15 protein-coding genes are annotated in these 18,438 nt (G+C 58.5%); 9 read left to right on the top strand and 6 right to left on the bottom strand.

Going from position 1 to position 18,438, the window contains the following annotated elements:
* The first annotated feature begins 71 nt into the window (after positions 1-71).
* Positions 72-3,548 carry a hybrid sensor histidine kinase/response regulator gene (locus BP758_RS11165; protein ID WP_292370963.1) on the top strand — a complete coding sequence of 1,159 codons (3,477 nt, stop codon included), beginning with the start codon at positions 72-74 and terminating at the stop codon, positions 3,546-3,548.
* 5 nt (positions 3,549-3,553) lie between these two features.
* Here BP758_RS11165 and BP758_RS11160 read toward each other — a convergent pair whose 3' ends face one another.
* From BP758_RS11160 to BP758_RS11140, 5 genes are all read right to left on the bottom strand, one after another.
* The gene (locus BP758_RS11160; protein WP_292370962.1) at positions 3,554-4,801 is read right to left on the bottom strand and encodes a sensor histidine kinase; all 1,248 of its coding nucleotides are present in this window, start codon (positions 4,799-4,801) and stop codon (positions 3,554-3,556) included.
* 60 nt (positions 4,802-4,861) lie between these two features.
* Complete coding sequence (locus BP758_RS11155; protein ID WP_292370961.1) at positions 4,862-6,085, bottom strand: response regulator; 1,224 nt, start codon at positions 6,083-6,085, stop codon at positions 4,862-4,864.
* A gap of 254 nt (positions 6,086-6,339) precedes the next feature.
* Complete coding sequence (locus tag BP758_RS11150; RefSeq protein ID WP_292370960.1) at positions 6,340-7,098, bottom strand: ABC transporter ATP-binding protein; 759 nt, start codon at positions 7,096-7,098, stop codon at positions 6,340-6,342.
* A 3-nt stretch (positions 7,099-7,101) separates the two neighbouring features.
* Entirely contained in the window at positions 7,102-7,887 is a 786-nt protein-coding gene (locus BP758_RS11145) for an ABC transporter permease (protein WP_292370959.1), read from the bottom strand.
* Positions 7,856-9,070 (bottom strand): ABC transporter substrate-binding protein, encoded by a 1,215-nt coding sequence (locus BP758_RS11140; protein ID WP_292370958.1) that lies wholly within the window; start codon positions 9,068-9,070, stop codon positions 7,856-7,858. The genes BP758_RS11145 and BP758_RS11140 overlap by 32 nt, the downstream gene beginning before the upstream one ends.
* Before the next feature lie 157 nt (positions 9,071-9,227).
* On the opposite strand from BP758_RS11140, the gene BP758_RS11135 reads away from it, so the two are divergent.
* The 4 genes from BP758_RS11135 to BP758_RS11120 all read left to right on the top strand — a co-directional run bounded on the left by BP758_RS11135 (position 9,228) and on the right by BP758_RS11120 (position 12,694).
* Positions 9,228-10,412, top strand: coding sequence for a M24 family metallopeptidase (locus tag BP758_RS11135; RefSeq protein ID WP_292370957.1), 1,185 nt, complete (start codon positions 9,228-9,230; stop codon positions 10,410-10,412).
* Between the two features lie 50 nt (positions 10,413-10,462).
* Positions 10,463-11,173 carry a sugar phosphate isomerase/epimerase family protein gene (locus tag BP758_RS11130; protein ID WP_292370956.1) on the top strand — a complete coding sequence of 237 codons (711 nt, stop codon included), beginning with the start codon at positions 10,463-10,465 and terminating at the stop codon, positions 11,171-11,173.
* A gap of 334 nt (positions 11,174-11,507) precedes the next feature.
* Positions 11,508-12,086 carry a YIP1 family protein gene (locus tag BP758_RS11125; RefSeq protein WP_292370955.1) on the top strand — a complete coding sequence of 193 codons (579 nt, stop codon included), beginning with the start codon at positions 11,508-11,510 and terminating at the stop codon, positions 12,084-12,086.
* Between the two features lie 104 nt (positions 12,087-12,190).
* The gene (locus tag BP758_RS11120) at positions 12,191-12,694 is read left to right on the top strand and encodes a hypothetical protein (protein WP_292370954.1); all 504 of its coding nucleotides are present in this window, start codon (positions 12,191-12,193) and stop codon (positions 12,692-12,694) included.
* Between the two features lie 9 nt (positions 12,695-12,703).
* On the opposite strand, the gene BP758_RS11115 is transcribed toward BP758_RS11120, so the two are convergent.
* Complete coding sequence (locus tag BP758_RS11115) at positions 12,704-13,585, bottom strand: TrmB family transcriptional regulator (protein ID WP_292370953.1); 882 nt, start codon at positions 13,583-13,585, stop codon at positions 12,704-12,706.
* A 125-nt stretch (positions 13,586-13,710) separates the two neighbouring features.
* Between BP758_RS11115 and BP758_RS11110 the strand changes: the two genes are divergently transcribed.
* Genes BP758_RS11110 through BP758_RS11095 form a run of 4 tightly spaced genes read left to right on the top strand, consistent with a single transcriptional unit; the run spans position 13,711 to position 18,358 of the window.
* Positions 13,711-15,021, top strand: coding sequence for a COG1361 S-layer family protein (locus BP758_RS11110; RefSeq protein WP_292370952.1), 1,311 nt, complete (start codon positions 13,711-13,713; stop codon positions 15,019-15,021).
* Between the two features lie 9 nt (positions 15,022-15,030).
* Complete coding sequence (locus BP758_RS11105; RefSeq protein WP_292370951.1) at positions 15,031-15,702, top strand: ABC transporter ATP-binding protein; 672 nt, start codon at positions 15,031-15,033, stop codon at positions 15,700-15,702.
* Positions 15,699-16,910: an ABC transporter permease gene (locus BP758_RS11100; protein WP_292370950.1), complete on the top strand. Its 1,212-nt coding sequence runs from the start codon at positions 15,699-15,701 to the stop codon at positions 16,908-16,910. The genes BP758_RS11105 and BP758_RS11100 overlap by 4 nt, the downstream gene beginning before the upstream one ends.
* Before the next feature lie 8 nt (positions 16,911-16,918).
* Positions 16,919-18,358: an MATE family efflux transporter gene (locus BP758_RS11095; RefSeq protein WP_292370949.1), complete on the top strand. Its 1,440-nt coding sequence runs from the start codon at positions 16,919-16,921 to the stop codon at positions 18,356-18,358.
* Positions 18,359-18,438 lie beyond the last annotated feature (80 nt).

The following is an 18,438-nucleotide window of genomic DNA, read 5'->3' as shown; positions in this document are numbered from 1 at the left end:
GACTGCGTATGCGAATCTTTTTCTAGGAATATACTCCTCTTTTCACTATCCATACGCCCCGGAACACGCCAATGTATTCTGTACTCTATGTTGACGACGAGCCAGCACTTCTTGACGTGGCGAAATATTTTCTCGAACTGTCGGGGATATTCAGCGTAACGACGATGAAATCGGCAGAGGAGGCGCTCGCATCCCCGGCATTATCCTCTTTTGATGCCATTGTTGCCGATTACCAGATGGCTGGCATGGACGGGATCGCGTTTTTGAAGATCGTCCGGGAAAAATACGGCGATCTCCCGTTTGTCATCTTCACCGGCCGGGGCCGCGAGGACGTGGTGATCGATGCGCTGAACTCGGGGGCGGACTACTATGTCCAGAAAGGCGGCGACCCGGTGGCGCAGTTTACCGATCTTTCCCACAAGATCGGGCTTGCCATCGAACGGCACCAGACCCGGTCCGAGCTCCGCGCCGCGTACGAACAACTCTCGGCATCCGAAGAAGAGCTCCGGGAGAAGTTCGACGAACTATCCGCAGCCGAAAATGCCCTCCGCGAGAGCGAAGAACGGTACCGGACCGTTTTTGAGAATACCGGGACTGCCCTTTCCATCATCGAAGAGGACAGCACCATAAGCCTGGTCAACTCCCGGTTTGCGGAACTCTCGGGATATACGGCCGCCGAGATCGAGGGGAAAAAGAGCTGGCACGAGTTTGCGATGCCCGAAGATCTCCCCATGATGGAGGAACAGCACCGGCTCCGGCGCACGGATCCAAAGAGCGCGAAGAGTCGGTACGAGTTCCGGTTCCGGACAAAATCTGGCGAAGTCCGGGAGATCCTCCTGTTTGTCGGGATTATCCCCGGCACCCTGCGGAGCGTTGCCTCGTTCATGGACATCACGGACCGCAGGAAAGCCTACAAGCAGCTCAGCGAATCGGAGAACAAATTTGCGCAGCTCTTTAAAATCAGCCCGGTAGCGCTCACGCTCGTCTCGGTTGCCGACGGGACGATTGCCGATGTCAACGATGCGTTTGTCAAAAGCACCGGGTTTACCCGCAGCGAGGTGATCGGGAAGACGGCACTGGCTGCCGGGCTTGTTGCCGATCCTGCCGGGTATCCAAAGAGAGTCGCCGACCGCCTGAGCGATCGGGAGGAAGCCGGGCAGGAGATCGCCTGCAAAAGAAAGTCCGGGGAGATCCGGATCTGCCGGTTCTTCTCGCGCAGTATCCTGATGAATGGCTCGCGGTATGTCCTCTCCACCGTCGAGGACGTCACCGAACGCATACAAGCTCAGAAGGCTCTCGTTGAGAGCAACCGCCGGTTTGCCCAGGTTGCCGAATCTGCCGGGGAATGGATCTGGGAAGTGGATTCAAAAGGACGCTACACCTACGCAAGCCCGGTCGTGGAGAAGATCCTCGGGTATACCCCGGAAGAGATGATCGGGACGCACTTCTACGATTATTTCGAGCCCGGCGCAAGAGCGGCACTTAAAAAAGCAGTGCGTGCGGCATTTACGGAGAAAAAAGCGGTCCGGCATTTTTCCAACCCCAACGTGCACAAGGACGGCCATATCGTGATGCTCGAGACAAGCGGCTCCCCCATCCTTGCCGAGGACGGCACGTTCCTTGGCTACCGGGGCACCGATCTCGATGTGACCGACCGCATCCGTACAGAGAAAGCCCTTGACGAGAGCCGGGAGCGCTACCGCCTCATGCTGATGAATGCAAAGGACGGGATCCTGGTCAATGAATTTACCAAAACCGGCCCGGGGCCCTTTATCGAGGTCAACGATACCGCCTGCCGGATCCTCGGGATGACCCGGGACGAGCTCCAGAGCATCTCCCTTACGGACCTCGATACCCCCGAGACCCGGGACCGGGCGCCCGGGTTTATGGACGAGCTCAAAAAGAACCGGCACGCGGTCTTCCAGATCCCCTACCGGCCCAAAAACGGCGGGGAGAAGACCCTCGATATCAGCGTGAGCACCTTTACCCTCGACGGCCGGGCAACCATGTTCTCGATCGTCCGCGACATCACCGGCCAGAAGGCATTGGAGTCTGCGCTCAGTACCATGGTCGCGAGCATGGTCGGTTCGACCGGTCTCGATGCGTTAAAAAAGATCACGGAACATGTCAGCGCCTGGCTTGGGGCCGACTGCGTCATGATCGGGGAGATCCAGCCGGACCATGCGAGCGTAAACGTCCTTGCCATGCTCCTCGATCACAAAGAGGTCACGGACTTTACCTACACGCTCAAAGGCACCCCCTGCGAGAATATCCGGGAGAAGGGGTTCTGCCTGTACCCGGACCATGTCCGGGAGTTTTTCCCTGAAGCTAAAGATCTCGCCGACCTGAATATCCGGGGATATGCCGGCACGGTGCTGCGGAACTCTTCCGGAGAAGTGATCGGGATCTTCTGCGTGATGTCGCGCCGGCCGCTTCCGCCGGTCCCTGCCATGTGCGAGATCATGGAGGTGATCGCGGTCAAGGCCACGGCGGAGATCGAGCGGTCCCGCATCGAGCGCGAGCTCCGCGAGAGCGAGGAACGGTACCGGGCCCTGGTGGAGACCTCGCCGGATATGATCTGGGAGATCGATCGTGCCGGGAATTTCCGGTATATCAGCCCCATGGTCACCCCGCTCATGGGATATTTCCCCGAAGACGTGATCGGAAAACCCATCACCACCCTTGTTGCCGAACAGGGCCGGGAGCTGGCGGCACGGGAACTGCACCGGCACCTCACCTCGCGCGAGGCGGTACAGTCCTTTACCGTCCCTGCCCGCGACCGGGACGGCCACGATATGACTGTCGATATCCGGGCGTCCCGGGTGACCGACCACCATGGCCGGATCACCGGGTTCCGGGGGGTTGCCCGCGACATCACGGACCGGATCCGGGCAGAAGAGGCGATAAAGCGGGCGAACCGGCAGCTCACCCTGCTTGGCAGCGCCACCCGGCACGATGCGCTCAACAAGATCACCGCCATCCTCGGGTATCTCAAGCTCATCACGCTGAAATGCAATGATTCGGAAGCAAAGGAGGTCCTGACCCGGGCCGTGGCCACCGTGGTGACCCTGCGCTCGCTCATGGAGTTTACCCGGGTCTACCAGGACCTCGGGTCCCAGGAACCGCTCTGGGAGGATCTCGATGCCATCATGCCCCGGTCGCAGGTCCCGTCTTCCGTTGCCTTCTCCTGCAATGTCGCCGGGATCAGCGTGTACGCCGATGCGCTGCTTGCAAAAGTATTCTCGAACCTTGCCGACAACTCGCTCCGGCACGGCGGGAAGGTGACGGAGATCCGGGTGTTCTCCCAAAAGGAAGGCAACAATCTCGCCGTGGTCTGGGAGGACAACGGGATCGGGATCCCGGCTGCGGAAAAGGAGCTGATCTTCCGGCGCGGGTACGGGAAAAATACCGGTCTTGGCCTGTTTCTGGTCCGCGAGATCCTCGATCTGACCGGGATTACCATCCATGAGACCGGGCAACCGGGCAGCGGCGTCCGGTTCGAGATCCTGGTGCCGGAAGGAACGTACCGCATCGCCGACCGGGGATAATTTGATCAATCCGGGGCCGGGACAAACCGGTATCCCCCTTCCGGGACGGTCATCTCGAAACGTCCCCCTGTACCCGGTGTCCCGTTCTCAGTAATACCGATCCCGGTGAGGGAAAGGATCTCCCGGACTAAAAACAGCCCGAGGCCCGTGCTCTTCCCGAACCCCCGGTCAAAGATCCGCTCGCGGTCGTCCGCGGAGATGCCGGCGCCGTTATCTTCGAAGACCAGGACCAGCCCCCCGTCTGTTTTTTGCGACACGACCCGGATCGCGGTCATGCCGGGCCCGCCGTACCGCAGGGCATTGTCGATGAGGTTATAGAACACGGTCCCGAGCAGCGGGTCGGCAAAGATCTCGAGGGAAGGATAGCCGCCGTCCACCGTCACGTCCCGGACCGGGAGCCGGGCCGCGGCCTGGGACATGAGAGCGCCGACATTCTGCCAGACCGGGGCATTTGCCCCGAGCTCCTCGTAGTCCCGGGTGAAACTGATCTGCTGGGCGATCGTATCCACGATCTTCTGTTCCTTTGCAATGAAGCTCCCGGTCCGGTCCGTGTCCGGCAGCGATTCCCGGGAGATTTCGAGGTACCCCGAGAGCACCAGAAGCTGGTTCTTGATATCGTGGCGGGTGATCCCCGAGAGGAGGCAGAGTTTTTTGTTGGCGAGCGCCAGCGCATGTTCTGTCCGCTTCTGTTCGGTAATGTCCGACGAGATCACGGTAATGGCAATCACTTCGTTTGTTGCCGGGTCGATGACCGGGTTGAATTTCCGTAAAAAATACCGGCCGTCCTTCTCGAATTCCCGCTGGACAACGCTCATGCTTTTTACCACCCGCTGCACCTGCGCCTCGAAGACCCGGGTCTCCTCCGGCGAATGGAAATCCCGGTAGCGTTTCCCGAGCTCGGCAACCTGTCCGCTCCCCGGGCAGGGAGCCCGGCGCCGGTTGACCAGCAGGTACCGGCAGGAACAGTCGACGGTATAAATGGAGTCTTCGACCGATTCCACAAACGAGCGGTACTGGATCTCGGACCTGCGGAGTTTTTCTTCGGATAACTGCCGGGCCCGGAGCGGGAAGTACATGACAAAGACTGCAAGGAGACCGGTAAAGAGGATCGTAAGGGTGTGGGACTGCCAGAGGGTCGCCTGAGGGTAAAGCGCCTGTTTTGCCATCTCAAAGAGGAACATCACGGTAAGCATGGCAAAAAAGATCAGGACAAGGTCCCGGACGAGCGCCCCCGAATCATTGGTTTCCGACATGATTCCCTCCCGTATTTTTTTTTTAAATTTGGTGCAAATCCCCGGCGTCTCCCGGCAGCGTCAGGGCCCCGGGATCCTGACCGCCGAGATGCGGGCAATCCCGAACGGTGCGCTTACGGTGATATTGAGCCGGAAGGCCGTGCTGCCGATCCGGATCTCGCGGGTCACCGATGTTACCGTGTCCCGGTCCATCAGGGCGAGGATCTCGAAAAGATCGTCCGGGAAAAATTCCTCTAATGACCCGTTCGTCCCGTACCGCGCCATGGCATCGATCGCCGCCTCGTTGTAATACCGGATCTTCCCGGTACGCTCCACCTCGATCACCGGTGCCAGTTCGAGATGGGGGAGCCCGGCGGGCGGCGCCATCCCGCCCGCTGCGGCAACTTTTCTTGAGATATCGGCCATCAGGATCACGTGGCCGAAATGCCGGCCGCCAACTAAAAGCGGGGCAATATGGATCTCGGCATCGATAAAAAATCCCCCGGCATGGCGGAACCGGGTGATGATCCGCGAGATCCCCGCGGTTTTCAGGTCTTCGGTAATGCGCTTTCCCATCTGCTCGCAGATCCCGGCGTTCTCGTACAGGTCCAGGAGTTTTTTCCCGGTGAGGTCCTGGATCGCGTACCCGAGCATCCGGGCAAACGAGGCGTTTACCCACTGGAGCGTCCGGTTGCAGGTGAAGGCAACGCCGTACGGGGATGCCGCGAGGACTGCCTGGAGAACGGCGTTTTTCTGTGCCAGCGCCGATTCGACCCGGCGCTGTTCCACGGCGCGCCGGATCTTGTGGGCGAGCTCTGCAAACTGGGACCGGGTATCGCACCCTTTCTGGACATAGTAGTCCGCCCCCGAGTTCAGCGCATCGATCACTACGTCCTCGCGGCCCTTGCCGGTAAAGAGGATAAACGGAATCGTATGCGTCCGGGTCCGGACCGTTTTTAAAAATGCAATCCCGTCCATTTTCGGCATCTGGTAATCCGATACAATCGCATCGAACGCGCTCTGGTCGAGGGACGCGAGCGCATCGTGTGCGGACTCTTTTGTCGTGACGGTTATGCCGGGCGTCCGTTCCAGGAATGCCTTGGCAAGATCGAGGAGTGCCGGTTCGTCATCCACGAGAAGCAGCGAGATGGCCGGGGACTCTTTTTTTTGCAGGTCCGTATCAGCCGGGGGGCGGATGACCGCAGCGCCATTGCGTTCGGACGGGATGCGGGTATCGGGAGTGCCCGCGATTCTTCCTCTCTCGAAAGCATCGGGGGTAAGGAGCGCCTGGGGAAACATGGTCATTCTCCGCCGGGTACGAATCCCCGGTGCGGCCGGACGATGGTGATGGATGGGCTGCTCTGGCCTGGAGAAGAGATGGTGCTTCCGTGGTCATATATTTTTATTATTGAGAATATAGCCGAATCGTAAAACTCTATATTTTCTGATACGGACATATCCCATATCCGTTCGCCACGCTGTGGAGGCGCCGGGCGGATTCCTTTTGCGGGAGAAAAAAGAGACTGGTGCGGGAGGCCGAGGCCGATCCTGCCGGGCCGTTACCCGGTCTTCCCGAGCACTTTTCTTGTCACCAGCTCGCGGAGCCGGATAAACGCGGGGTCTGCCGGGTCCCGCGGGTGCGGGAGATCGACCGGGATTATCTCGGCAACCGTTCCCGGCCGTTCCGAGAGGATCGCGATCCGGTCGGCAATGTATACCGATCCCTCGGGATCGTGCGAGACAACCAGGATCGTTGTTTCGAGATCGCGCCGGATATCGAGGATCGCATCCTCCAGCTCCCGGCGGGAAAAGGGATCGAGCGCGGAGAACGGCTCGTCCATGAGGAGCACGGGAGGTTTTACCGCGAGCGCCCGGGCCACCGAGACCCGCTGTTTCATCCCGCCCGAGAGCTGGTGGGGGAGCGACTGCGCAAATGCGCCGAGCCGGGTGAGCGCCAGGAGCCGGCCGGCACGCTGCCGGATCTCGTCTTCGGGCACCTTCTGTGCGGCAAGCCGGAGGCCGTACACAATATTCTCTTCTACCGTGAGCCAGGGAAAGAGGGCATGGTCCTGGAAGACCATCGATACCGGGCCGGCCCCGTTATGGCCGCCCGCTCCGTGCACCGTACCTGCATCGGCCTTTTCCAGGCCGGCAACAATCCGGAGCAGCGTGGACTTCCCGCACCCGGAGGGGCCCATGATGCAGACAATCTCCTTTGCCGAAATTTCAAGGGAAGCGTTCGCGAGTGCCGGGGTGGACGCCCCGTTCTCGACAAATGTTTTCGTGATCCCGTCAAGGGTAAGGACCGTGTCAGCCATCGCTTAGTCCCTCCCCTGCCAGAAGAAGAGCCGGGCCTGCCCGGCCCGGAAGAGTGCATCGGCCCCAAGCCCGATGATCCCGATGATGATCATGCCCGCTCCGATCACCTGGAGCTGCCCGAGGTTGTACGCGTACATGATCAAAAACCCGAGGCCGGCCGTTGTCCCGGGCAGCATCTCGGCCGCGACCACGCACATCCAGGCAATGCCAAAGGAGACCCGCAGGCCCGTCCAGATCGTGGGGAGGGCGCCGGGTATCACGACGGTCCGGAACTTTTCCGCAAGCGTTGCGTGGAAGACTTCCGCCACCTCGATCCAGCGTTTCCGGATCCCCTCCACGCCGTCCACGGTATTGATCAGGATCGGGAAGAACGCGCCCAGGGCAATGATAAAGAGGATGGACCGGAAACCGATCCCGAACCATGCGATCGCAAACGGCATCCAGGCAATCGGCGGTACCGGCCGGAGGATCTGGATGACCGGGTTGAGGTAGGTCCTGACCTCTTTTGACCAGCCAATCAGAAGGCCAAGCGGGATAGCAAGCGCAGCAGCGATAAGAAAACCGGTCAGGACTTCTTTGAGACTGGTCAGCGTATCTGCCGCAAGGCTCTCCCCGCCGAGGAGCGGAGTGAACGGGGCAAGGAGCACCGCCCCGATCTCGCCGAGACGGGGAAGGACGTAGTTGTTGTTGATGGCGAGTGCCGCCACCTCCCAGAGAACGAGCAGGAGGACGATGACGATAAGTCCCTTGCCGTACTCACGAAGCGTTTGTCGCGAAATCAGTACCATAGAATTTCACCGTGATATTTTCGTAGCTGCATGCCTCGCGCACCATGTCCTCCTGGATGGAGCTCTGCACGGTCGCGATCACCACCGGCCTGCCGGCAGCGGAACGGGCCTTTGCCCAGCGAACAAATTCCTGCCAGTTGTTGCAGGGCGCATTCGGGGAGACCACGAGCCCGGATCCCCCGGTGTTAATAGACTGGACAATGACCGTGGGGTTCCCGAGGCTCATCTCGAGCTCGGCCGGGACCGATCCCAGGTATCCTCCCTGGAGGGCTTCCTGGCCGATCGTGGTCATGATGCCCCCGCCTGACTGGCCCGGGATCAGCTTGACGTGGGCTACCGGGCTGTTGTTGTACAGAAGCGTGCAGGAGACCGGCCGGCTTGCGGACGGGGTATCGGGCACGAGGCAGAAGTTGTACCGGTCGCAGAAGTACTGCGAGTCCTTGACCATCACGTACACCGGCGCATAGTTATCGCTCGAGGGGAGATAGCCGAGGCTGATGGTCGGGACTTTTTTTGGGATCGCGGGGACCGCCGAGCCGTTGAGGAAGGCAAGGCCCCGCCCGGCAACGGACTCATCGACCATGTTTTTCATGTTGTAACTTGCCCCCGGCACGGACGCTGCCACGCTTGCCACAACACCGGACTCCACGGGAACAGCGGTTGCCGTAAACTCCATGTTCTCAAACGAGTGCTGTTCCACCGTGAGGGGTTCAAGGGATCCGACCGGGGTGAGGATCGGTGCGTTCCCGAAGACCCATGCGGCCGAGATGTTCTCGGCAAGGGCCGGGTCCTCCTGTGTGCGGTTGATCGCTGCAATCGTCAAAGCCGAGAGGAGCGAAGTGGCATCGGGGTACTCTGCGATGGTGTCCTTTCTGAGGATCATGACGTTGATGGCGGCATTGTTCCATTTCCCGGGCGGGGGAAGATCGGCCGGGACCGCGATCCGTTTTCCGATCCCCGAGAGCTCCGCGTTTGAGACAATTGGTTCCCAGATCAAAAACGCATCGATCTGGCCGGTGTTGAGCAGCTGGGGCAGGGAGCCCGACGAGGCATAAAGAAGATAGACCTCGGGGGTTGTATGTGAGGCAAAGCCCGGGACTGCGTCAGGAAAATTCAGGGCAATAACCACAAGAAAGAGACAGATCGCGAGGGCACAGATAACGAGCAACCGGAATTTTTTCATTGCAGCACAACGAACCGGAAGGTAAGTATTTTCCCCTATTTATTCCGGCTGTTTTTATCCGGGGGACGATTAGAAAAAGAAAACCGTGCCGTTATCCCCCCGTTTCCCGTGCGCCCTCACCACTAAATACCGCGGCCGGCCACTAGTATTGACACACATGAGCGTCCCGCAGAGCGAACTTTCCCTCCGCATGGCCCGGTTCCGGGACCGGATGGACAGCGACTGTCCCGACTGGGAGACGGCTGCGATCACCGAAAAGATCAACCTCTACTATTTCACCGGCACGATCCAGGACGGCCTTCTGGTTATCCCGCGCAATGGCGACGCGGTCTTCTGGGTAAGAAAGAGTTTCGAGCGGGCAGTATCCGAGTCGGAATTCCCGGATATCCGGCCGATGACGAGCTACCGGGACATTGCCGCGGCGGGCGGTAAAAAGGAGAAACCCGTCCACCTCGAACTCGACACGGTCACGCTCGTCCAGTACCAGCGGATGCAGAAGCATTTCGCCTGCGGAGGGTTTCGCGGCCTCGACATGCAGGTCTCCGCGGTCCGGGCGAAAAAGAGCCCGTACGAGTTTGCGCTCATGGAGCGGGCCGGGGCGATCCACCGCCGCGTGCTCGAAGACCTTGCACCGGGCCTCATGCACGAGGGAATGGACGAAGTGGAACTCAGTACCGCGCTCTACGCGGTGATGGTGCGGGAAGGCCACCAGGGGATCATACGCTTTGGGATGTGGAACGAGATGCTCCTTGGCCAGATCAACTTCGGGACGAGCTCGATCTGCCCGACCTGCGTGGACACGCCCGGCGGGATCGCGGGGTTGCACCCTTCCGTGCCGATGTCCGGGAGCCGGAACCGGAAACTTAAACCCGGCGACCTGGTGGTGATCGATATTGGCTGCGGGGTCGAGGGCTACCAGACCGACAAGACCCTCTCGTACATGTTCAGGGAACCGATCCCGGATGCGGCAATAAAAGTTCACGAGCAGTGCGTGGAGATCCAGAACGAGGTGGCACAACGCCTCCGGCCCGGCGCGGTCCCGTCCGCGATCTACGAAGAGATCGTAAGCGGCCTCGAACCGGCATTTTTAGAAAATTTCATGGGCTATGGCAGGGACACGGTAAAGTTCCTCGGCCACGGGATCGGGCTTTTGATCGACGAGGCGCCGGTCATTGCGAAAGGTTTTGACGAGCCGCTCGAAGAAGGGATGGTCTTTGCAGTCGAGCCAAAGAAGGGGATAAAGGACGTGGGCCTGGTCGGGATCGAGAACACCTTTGCCGTAACGCCCGGCGGCGGACGCTCGCTCACCGGCCGCCACCCCGGTCTTCTTCTCGTTCCCTGACCGGGCAGGAACCATATGTTTTTGTATTCGCGGCGCTACCGTTCACCGTAATGATCGGGATCTCGACTTTTTGCCTCAGCGACACGCCGCTCGATGCGGCCCTGGTGCGGCTGCTCGAGGTTAACGAAAGGATCGAGATCATGGACGAGGGCCTCCACGTTCTCCCCGGTACGGATCTGCTGGAAAGTTACCCGGCGCACTACTCCGTCCACGCCCCGTTCCACGGCCTCAATATCGCCTCGGTCTTCGAGCCGATCCGGCGGGCAAGCATCGGGATTCTTTCCGACTGCCTGTCCGCTGCCGCTGCGATCGATGCGCCGGTTGTCATCCACCCGGGCTACTTTGCGTGGGCAAACGAGCGTGAGGCTGCCCTGCGGCAGTTCCGGCAGTCCTGCAAAGACCTTGCCGCTGCCGCCCGGGAATATTCGGCAGCGTTCTCGTTCGAGAACATGGCGGGCATGAACTTCTTTCTGCTCCGGACACCGGACGATCTCGCAGGTGCCGGCGATTTCGGGCTCACGCTCGATGTAGGCCATGCGTATCTCAACGGCTGCCTGCCGGCATTTCTCGCGGCCCCGTTCTGTCACCTGCACCTCCACGACAACAACGGGAAGACCGACAGCCACAGCCCGGTGGGGGAGGGGACGATCGATTTTCTCCCGGTGCTTGCCGCAATGAAGGAGAGGAACGCGAGCGCGGTCGTGGAGGTCAGCACGTTTGACGGGGCGGTCGCAAGCATGCGGGCGCTCGAACGGATGTGAGCGACGTTTTTGCCGGGGAAGTCCGGGCCCCTCGTTCACGAAGAAAGAACCGCACAGTCCTGACAAACGCGAGCACTCGCCCCCCGGCCCCCTCGCGCTCAACGGGTGGCACGGCTGCACCCGTTTCGCTAGGGGGAGCACATGAGCGGGGGACCGCCCCGCGTAGATGATGGCTCCTGGGACTCTTCTGCGTTTTTTTAAAACAGATGGCAGGATTCAATGGGGATAAATTCTGGTTTCGACACGCCCTCCACCCGGCAAAATGTCTGCCGTTGTTTACGGATTTTTCGCGGATCGCCGCATTTTAAATAAATTCGTGCTGTACCCGGAACGTATGTTAGATTCGTTTGTGGAGAAAGTCAAAGGGTTCATCCTGAATCCGGGCGAGACATTCCAGAAGTCGAAGGCAGACGACATGGAGACATCCCTGCCGTATTTTGCCATCCTCGTTCTGATCAATGCCATCCTTTCTGCGATTGTCGCTGCGATCCTGCCCCTCCCGATGTATACCGGCATGCCCGCCGGGGTCTCCCTGCCCATCCTCGTCTTCTTTATCGTGCTCGTTGCCGAGTTTATCTTCACGCTCATCTTTGCGGCCTGGCTCCACCTCTGGGTCTATCTCTTTGGCGGCAGGAAAGGAATCGGCCAGACCATGAACGCGGTCATCTACGGGAGCACCCCGAGCCTGCTCCTCGGCTGGATCCCGGTTATCAGCATCCTCTTTGGCCTCTGGTCGGTCGTGCTCTGGGCGCTTGGCGTCCGCGACCTCCACGAGCTCAGCACGGGTAAAGCGATTGCCGCGGTTGTAATAGCAATCCTCATCCCGCTCGTCATCATCCTGATCCTTGCGGCCTACCTGCTGACTTCGTACGTGACGATGACACAGGTCCCGTCCGTCAGCCCGGTCCTCTAAAAATTTTCTTTTTTTATGGTTCGGCTTTCCTGTCATCCCTGCCGCCCGGCATCCGGGATGCATGCAGCAATCCGTATTAATCATGAAATATAACCGATTGACAAATGACACAGAAAACCTGTCCTCACTGCGGTGCCTCTTTTGACGCCGCCCGTACGGTCTGCCCGACCTGCCGGGCTCTACTAAAAAAGAAAAATCCCCTTGTCCCGTATCTTGTCATCGGGGTCCTGGTTGTTGTTGTCGTTATCCTGGTCGCAGTCGTCCTCACCACCCCGGTGGAGACCCCGGGTCTTCCGGAGAGTGCCGCGATATCCTCATCGTCTTCAGGCACCGCGGTCGCAGCTCCCACCCAGCCGACCTGTACCATTGCAATTACCGGGAGCCGGGCGGGCTCGTCCATCCGTCTCCAGGTCATGACCAGTACCTGCAGTGCGGGAGACGTATCGTCGCTTGCGGTCGCGGTCAACGGTGCGGCTGCCGGCACGCTTGGTACCGGTGCGGGAGCGAGCGGGACCTATGCTGGGACATCGGGCACGAACAACGTGATTGTTACGGCAAAATTCGCAAGCGGCGCCGAGAAGATCATGTACCAGAACGCGGCGTTGTAAACCGGAACGTTATTTTTTGGTGGTTTTCGGCCTGTCTTTCCGGTGAGAGAATGGTGGCGGGGGAAAGGGAAACGCACCCTCACCCTCGCCTTCCAGCAGCCGTTTCCACATGATCCGGCTCATGGTTTTCATGTGGAAGACCGCACCCTTGTTTTTGGTATTCAGGACAGATACCGTGCCGGAAAAAAACGGCGGTACCATCAGGAGTTCCTCATCGTCAACGATCAGTTCGAGAAGGTTTTCGACTTTCATGAGTTTATGGATCTCCTCGAATTCCGGCGATGCATCCTTTGGAGAAATTGCAAACCGTTCCGGGCTGATCACATAAATTTCTGCATTCCTGCCCGGGAACTGTTTGCGCAGTCTCTTTTCGAGCCCCGGTGCGTCGGATACCACCATGAGATGAAGGGAAATATCATCTATCCGGATGGTCTCAATGACGGGAAGATACCGCTCCCCGATCATGCACCGGATCTGTTTTGTTGCCTTCCCGAAGAGATCGCGGATCTTGTACTCGATATTTTTCTCGCCGTAGATGGTCCAGAGTGCATCTTCTTTCTCGCTTCTCGCGGTCTCTTTTTCCAGTTTTTCCAGCTCCGCCCGCGCCCGGTCAGCGGATTTCCTGTGGTTGTCCATGAGCAGGTCAACAGCCATCTGCGGGGAGATGGCGCTGTACCGTGCCGGCTTTGTAACCCGTTTTACGGCAAGTCCCCTCTCGGCCAGGCGATCCAGTGCCTCGTACACGCTTGGCTTTGAGATAGCGAGGTACTCGACAAGATCTTTTGCCTCTGCATTGTCGAACATCACCAGTGCCGCATAGACACTTGCTTCATACGTAGAAAGCCCGAGTTCGCCAAGCGATTTAACCAGAGCCGAGGAGATGCCGCCCATGAACTAGTTATGATCCCCGTGTTGTTAATAATTTTACTACTTGCGCAATAAAATTTATAACAATGTAAGGTACACTTAACAGGAAAAGTAGTAAAAAAATTAACTACTCAATTGAGGAAGTGCGAATGAGAATATGTCACATCTCCAAGGCAGGAACGGCTCTACCGGTACTGCCTGCCGATCTCTTGAACAGTAACCAGAAGAAGGGCGGTCTCCCTTCCCGCACCACATTCCGGATCGGCTCCGTAGTTATCCTGTGCGTGCTGTTTGCCGCCTGTGCCCTTGTGCTGCCGGTAAGCGGGTACACCACATCGGATTCGCTTACCGCGGCGGGCAAAGTCTATATATCGAATGTCACTATAGATCCGGGAACCCTCTTCACCGGGGACAAGGCTACCGTGACCTTTTCGGTCACTAACGGCAATGCGAACAGTGGCAGCAGTAATACCACGTCATCGGATGCTTCCCAGCAGGGGATCATGGTCAACCATGCATCTTTTGGGAACAAGGAGATCCAGCTCACGAGCGGGACGTACGACACCTCGTCAAATATCGGTCCGCTCCAGACCCGGACGTACGTGTTCGATGTTGTAACCACGGAAAATGACGGAACGTACTACCCAACCTTCTCGGTTGACTTCCGGGATGCCGGCAGCCTGTATTACCGGACACCGGTCAAGGTGGATAATTCCCCCCTCATCGTGAGTGTCATTAACCAGCCGGATACGTTCACGCAGGGCAAGAAGGACTCGATCAATGTCCAGATTGCAAACCCCCGCGGAAACTCGGTAAAAAATGTCGTTCTTGATGTTACCGGCGACGGCGCGACCGTCACCCCCTCCGAGCAGTACATCGGGTGGCTGGCTGCCAACACCGCGACCAACGTGACAATCGCGGTTACTCCGGATAAAGAGACTACACTTACCCTGAAGGTTACCTACGATAACGGGGACAACCACCACTCGGTGACCCAGACTCTTCCGATAATCTTCGGGACCGACAAGAAACAGGCAAGTCCCGAGATCAGCAATATCGAAGTGAAACTTACGGATGGTGTCTACCATGTCACCGGTGATGTGACCAATGCCGGCCTTACCACAGCAAACGGCGTAACCGTAACATCTCTCTCACCGGCAGTCCCCCAGGACCCGTACAAAACCTACGTGATCGGTGCTTTAAAGCCTGACGATTTCGGCAGCTTCGAAGTAACGTTTGCCGCCAGCGGAGAGTCCAGTGTTCCGCTTCAGGTCTCCTACAAGGACTCCGACGGGAACCTCCTCTCATCCGGACAGATGGTGAGCCTGAGCCAGGCGACCGTAACCAATTCAAAGAACCAGCAGGGAGGCACATCGTTTGTCATCCCGGGCATCATCCTCCTGATTGTACTGGGAGCCGGCGGCTGGTATGTCTACACCAGAAAGATCCGGAAGCAGTGAGGCCCCTTCATGGCACCGGTCATCCAGTTTAAGGATGTCGTAAAGATCTACCCGCTCAAGTCCGGGGATGTGACGGCACTCGATCACATCTCCTTTGAAGTAGACCACGGGGAGTTCATCTCGATCATGGGACCCTCCGGTTCCGGCAAGTCCACCCTTCTGACCATGATGGGTTGCCTTGATACGCCTACGAGCGGGGATATATTCATCTCCGGCCTCCGCACCCGCGACATGAGCGATACCGAACTCACCAACCTGCGGCGGGACCGGATCGGGTTCATCTTCCAGTACTTCAACCTCTTCCCGCTCCTGAACATCATCGAGAACGTCAGTTTCCCCCAGATGCTCAAGAGCCAGGCACAGGTGGACGAAAAAAAGGCAATCGAGGTCCTGCATGCGGTCCAGCTGGACGAGCACCTCTACACCCACACGCCGCTCGAACTCTCGGGCGGCCAGCAGCAGCGGGTTGCAATCGCCCGGGCGCTCATCAACGAGCCGGATATCCTGCTCTGCGACGAACCGACCGGCAATCTCGATTCAAAGACCGGGGCAAGCATCATGGATCTCATGACGGATCTGCACAAAAACGGGTCAACGATCATTGTCGTTACCCACGATCCCCATGTCGCGGAGTACACCGAGCGGACGATCCGGATCGTTGACGGGAGAATTGTATCATGAGCGGGATATTCTGGGAGATCTCAAAACGGAACATCCGGCTCCATATGCTCCGGTCGACCCTTGCGATGCTCGGGATCCTTATTGGTGTCGTCGCCATCGCGTCCATGGGAATCCTGGGAAACAGCATGTCGCAATCTATCAGTTCGAGTCTGTCTTCGGTCGGGGACAGCGTGATTGTAACTCCCTACGCTGGCAGCGGGGGCATGGGTCCGGGAGGCGGGGGAGGTGGCGGATCATCCTCCGATCTGTACCTGACCGATCAGAACTACCAGAAGATCAAACGGGCAGTCGCCCCGAACGTGGCGATTCCGGTCATGCAAAAATCCGCCCACATGAAAGTGGGGGTGGGCAGCGACGATATCGTTGCGAGCATGTACGGACTGCCCCAGGACGATATAAAAGACCTGCTCAAGGATCTTGAAGCCGGGGATTACCCGAGCGGAAATTCAGCCTGCCTTGTTGGATCGACGTTTGCAAAGGACCATGATGTCAAAGTGGGGTCGCGGATCACCATTGGTAAGGATGGCGAGTACGGCACGCTCAGGGTATCCGGGATCATCAAGGAACGGGGCATGAGCTTCGATATCAGCACCGACAGTGCCCTTGTGGTAACCAAGGACTGGTTCGAGAATGCCTTCGGTACGACCGATGACGAGCTCAACGAGGTTGTCGTCAAGGTCAGCGACGGCGATACCGCCGATGTCAAGACCACGATCGAAAAACAGCTCAACCGGAACACGAAAGACAAGACCGTTTCAGTAACCGACAGCAAGGCAACGCTCTCAACCATCTACGCGACGTTTGGGACGGTGACAACATTCGTGACTGCGATCGGCGGGATCTCAATGCTCGTTGCCGGTGTCTCGATCTTCAACATCATGATGATGTCCGTGAATGAGCGGATAAAAGAGATCGGGATCATGCGCAGCATCGGTACCCAGAAAAAAGAGGTGATGAGCATGTTCATCTATGAAGCTGCAATCATCGGGGTTACCGGGAGCCTGATCGGGGGTCTGCTCAGTTTTGGCGGAGGGTACGTGGTAAGTGCCATGATGCTTGGCACCACGGAGTACATCTTCACCCTTGCAAGCCTCTACTACGTGGTCGAGGGCGTCAGCTTTGGGATCCTCATCTGCATTGTCTGTGCAGTGTACCCGGCCTGGCAGGCAGCAAACCTCAACCCGATCGACGCGCTGAGGCACGAGTGAACATCCCTATGTTCACCTCCTTTTTTCAACATAAAAAAAACGATCCCGTCACGGGATGCGCCACGGGCACGACCGAAGGCGTCGGGATCCTGACCGGCAATCCGAAAAAAGCGATCATCAGCCTGTCAGCACCGCTGATCATCGCCATGCTCCTGATGTCCAGTTACAACGTGGTAAACGCAATCTGGGTTGCAGGGCTTGGCTCCGATGCTCTTGCAGCAGTCGGGTTCATAAGCCCCATGTTTATGATCCTTCTCGGCCTGGGCACAGGTATAGGGGCAGGTGCGACTTCGGCGATTGCCCGGAAGATCGGTGCCGGCGATCGGAACGGTGCGAGCAATACTGCCCTTCACGGGATTGTTATTGCGGTCTTTATTTCCCTCGTCCTCACGATCCCCCTTGTTATTTTTGCAGAGCCCATCGCGATCCTGTTTGGTGCCGGGACAACTGCGGGTCTTGCTGCATCGTACGGGCAGGTCATCTTCGGCGGCACGTTTTTTATCATCTTTGTCAACGCTGCGTATGGGATCCTGCGGGCGGAGGGCGATGCCAGAAGGACGATGTACGCCATGATCGCAGCATCCATCCTGAATATTATCCTCGACCCGATCCTCATCTACGGCCTGGGCCTCGGGATTGCAGGCGCTGCCTGGGGAACGGTCATCTCCCTTGCAGCCGTTACCGTGGTTCTCCTGTACTGGTTCTTTGTCAAAAGAAACCTGTACGTCTGCCTCTCCTGGCGGATCTTTGCACCGTGCCGGAGTGCGGCACAGGACATCCTGACCGTCGGGATTCCGGCCAGTGTCGAATATCTTGCGTTGTCGATCTTAAGCATTGTCCTTAACCTGATGCTGGTTCTCGTAGCAAACACCGATGCGGTTGCAGTCTTTTCGGTCGGCTTTCGGGTCGTATCGTTTGGGATCGTCCCGGTCGTTGCGACCGGAACCGCAGTTGTTTCGGTAGTCGGTGCAGCGTACGGGGCCCGGCATATTGACCGGATCCGGGAAACTCACCGGTTCGCGATCCTGTTCGGGGTCCTGATGGCACTCTGCGTAAGCGCGATCACCTGGGTATTTGCCTACCAGATCGCTGCGATATTCTCGTATTCTCAGGAAGGGGTGCATCTCTATCCGACCATTGCTGCATTTATCCAGGTGATGTGCCTGTTCTATCCCTTTGTGCCGCTGGGACTTATCTCGTCTTCCGTCCTCCAGGGTGTGGGAAAAGGGCCAACCTCGCTGTTCCTGACGATCCTGCGAAGCCTGGTGTTTGCCATTCTCTTTGCATACCTGTTCACGTTCATCTTTGGTATGGGCGAGACCGGGATCTGGTGGGGCCTGGTGGCCGGGGAAATAGCCGGGGGACTCTTTGCCTTTACCTGGGTGTACCGGTATTTGTCCCGGCTGGTTGCACAAAATTCGGACGGTGGTAACTATGACCCGTCATGATACGAACCGGGAAGTGCCCGACAGGACTCTGCCTACCAGGTGGTATCTTGTCACCTCACACGAGATCGCCAGGATCCAGC

Origin of the sequence: Methanoregula sp. UBA64, from assembly GCF_002502735.1 — an archaeon.
Taxonomy (GTDB): domain Archaea; phylum Halobacteriota; class Methanomicrobia; order Methanomicrobiales; family Methanospirillaceae; genus Methanoregula.
The sequence above is the reverse complement of the archived record's forward strand: the minus strand, read 5'-3'. Positions and strand labels throughout refer to the sequence as shown.

Coding starts and splice junctions, on each gene's coding strand:
- BP758_RS11095 (WP_292370949.1), top strand. CDS start 16,919: ATGTTCACCTCCTTTTTTCAACATAAAAAAAACGATCCCGTCACGGGA.
- BP758_RS11130 (WP_292370956.1), top strand. CDS start 10,463: ATGATCGGGATCTCGACTTTTTGCCTCAGCGACACGCCGCTCGATGCG.
- BP758_RS11115 (WP_292370953.1), bottom strand. CDS start 13,585: ATGGGCGGCATCTCCTCGGCTCTGGTTAAATCGCTTGGCGAACTCGGG.
- BP758_RS11150 (WP_292370960.1), bottom strand. CDS start 7,098: ATGGCTGACACGGTCCTTACCCTTGACGGGATCACGAAAACATTTGTC.
- BP758_RS11110 (WP_292370952.1), top strand. CDS start 13,711: ATGAGAATATGTCACATCTCCAAGGCAGGAACGGCTCTACCGGTACTG.
- BP758_RS11165 (WP_292370963.1), top strand. CDS start 72: ATGTATTCTGTACTCTATGTTGACGACGAGCCAGCACTTCTTGACGTG.
- BP758_RS11120 (WP_292370954.1), top strand. CDS start 12,191: ATGACACAGAAAACCTGTCCTCACTGCGGTGCCTCTTTTGACGCCGCC.
- BP758_RS11145 (WP_292370959.1), bottom strand. CDS start 7,887: ATGGTACTGATTTCGCGACAAACGCTTCGTGAGTACGGCAAGGGACTT.
- BP758_RS11160 (WP_292370962.1), bottom strand. CDS start 4,801: ATGTCGGAAACCAATGATTCGGGGGCGCTCGTCCGGGACCTTGTCCTG.
- BP758_RS11135 (WP_292370957.1), top strand. CDS start 9,228: ATGAGCGTCCCGCAGAGCGAACTTTCCCTCCGCATGGCCCGGTTCCGG.
- BP758_RS11125 (WP_292370955.1), top strand. CDS start 11,508: ATGTTAGATTCGTTTGTGGAGAAAGTCAAAGGGTTCATCCTGAATCCG.
- BP758_RS11105 (WP_292370951.1), top strand. CDS start 15,031: ATGGCACCGGTCATCCAGTTTAAGGATGTCGTAAAGATCTACCCGCTC.
- BP758_RS11140 (WP_292370958.1), bottom strand. CDS start 9,070: ATGAAAAAATTCCGGTTGCTCGTTATCTGTGCCCTCGCGATCTGTCTC.
- BP758_RS11155 (WP_292370961.1), bottom strand. CDS start 6,085: ATGACCATGTTTCCCCAGGCGCTCCTTACCCCCGATGCTTTCGAGAGA.
- BP758_RS11100 (WP_292370950.1), top strand. CDS start 15,699: ATGAGCGGGATATTCTGGGAGATCTCAAAACGGAACATCCGGCTCCAT.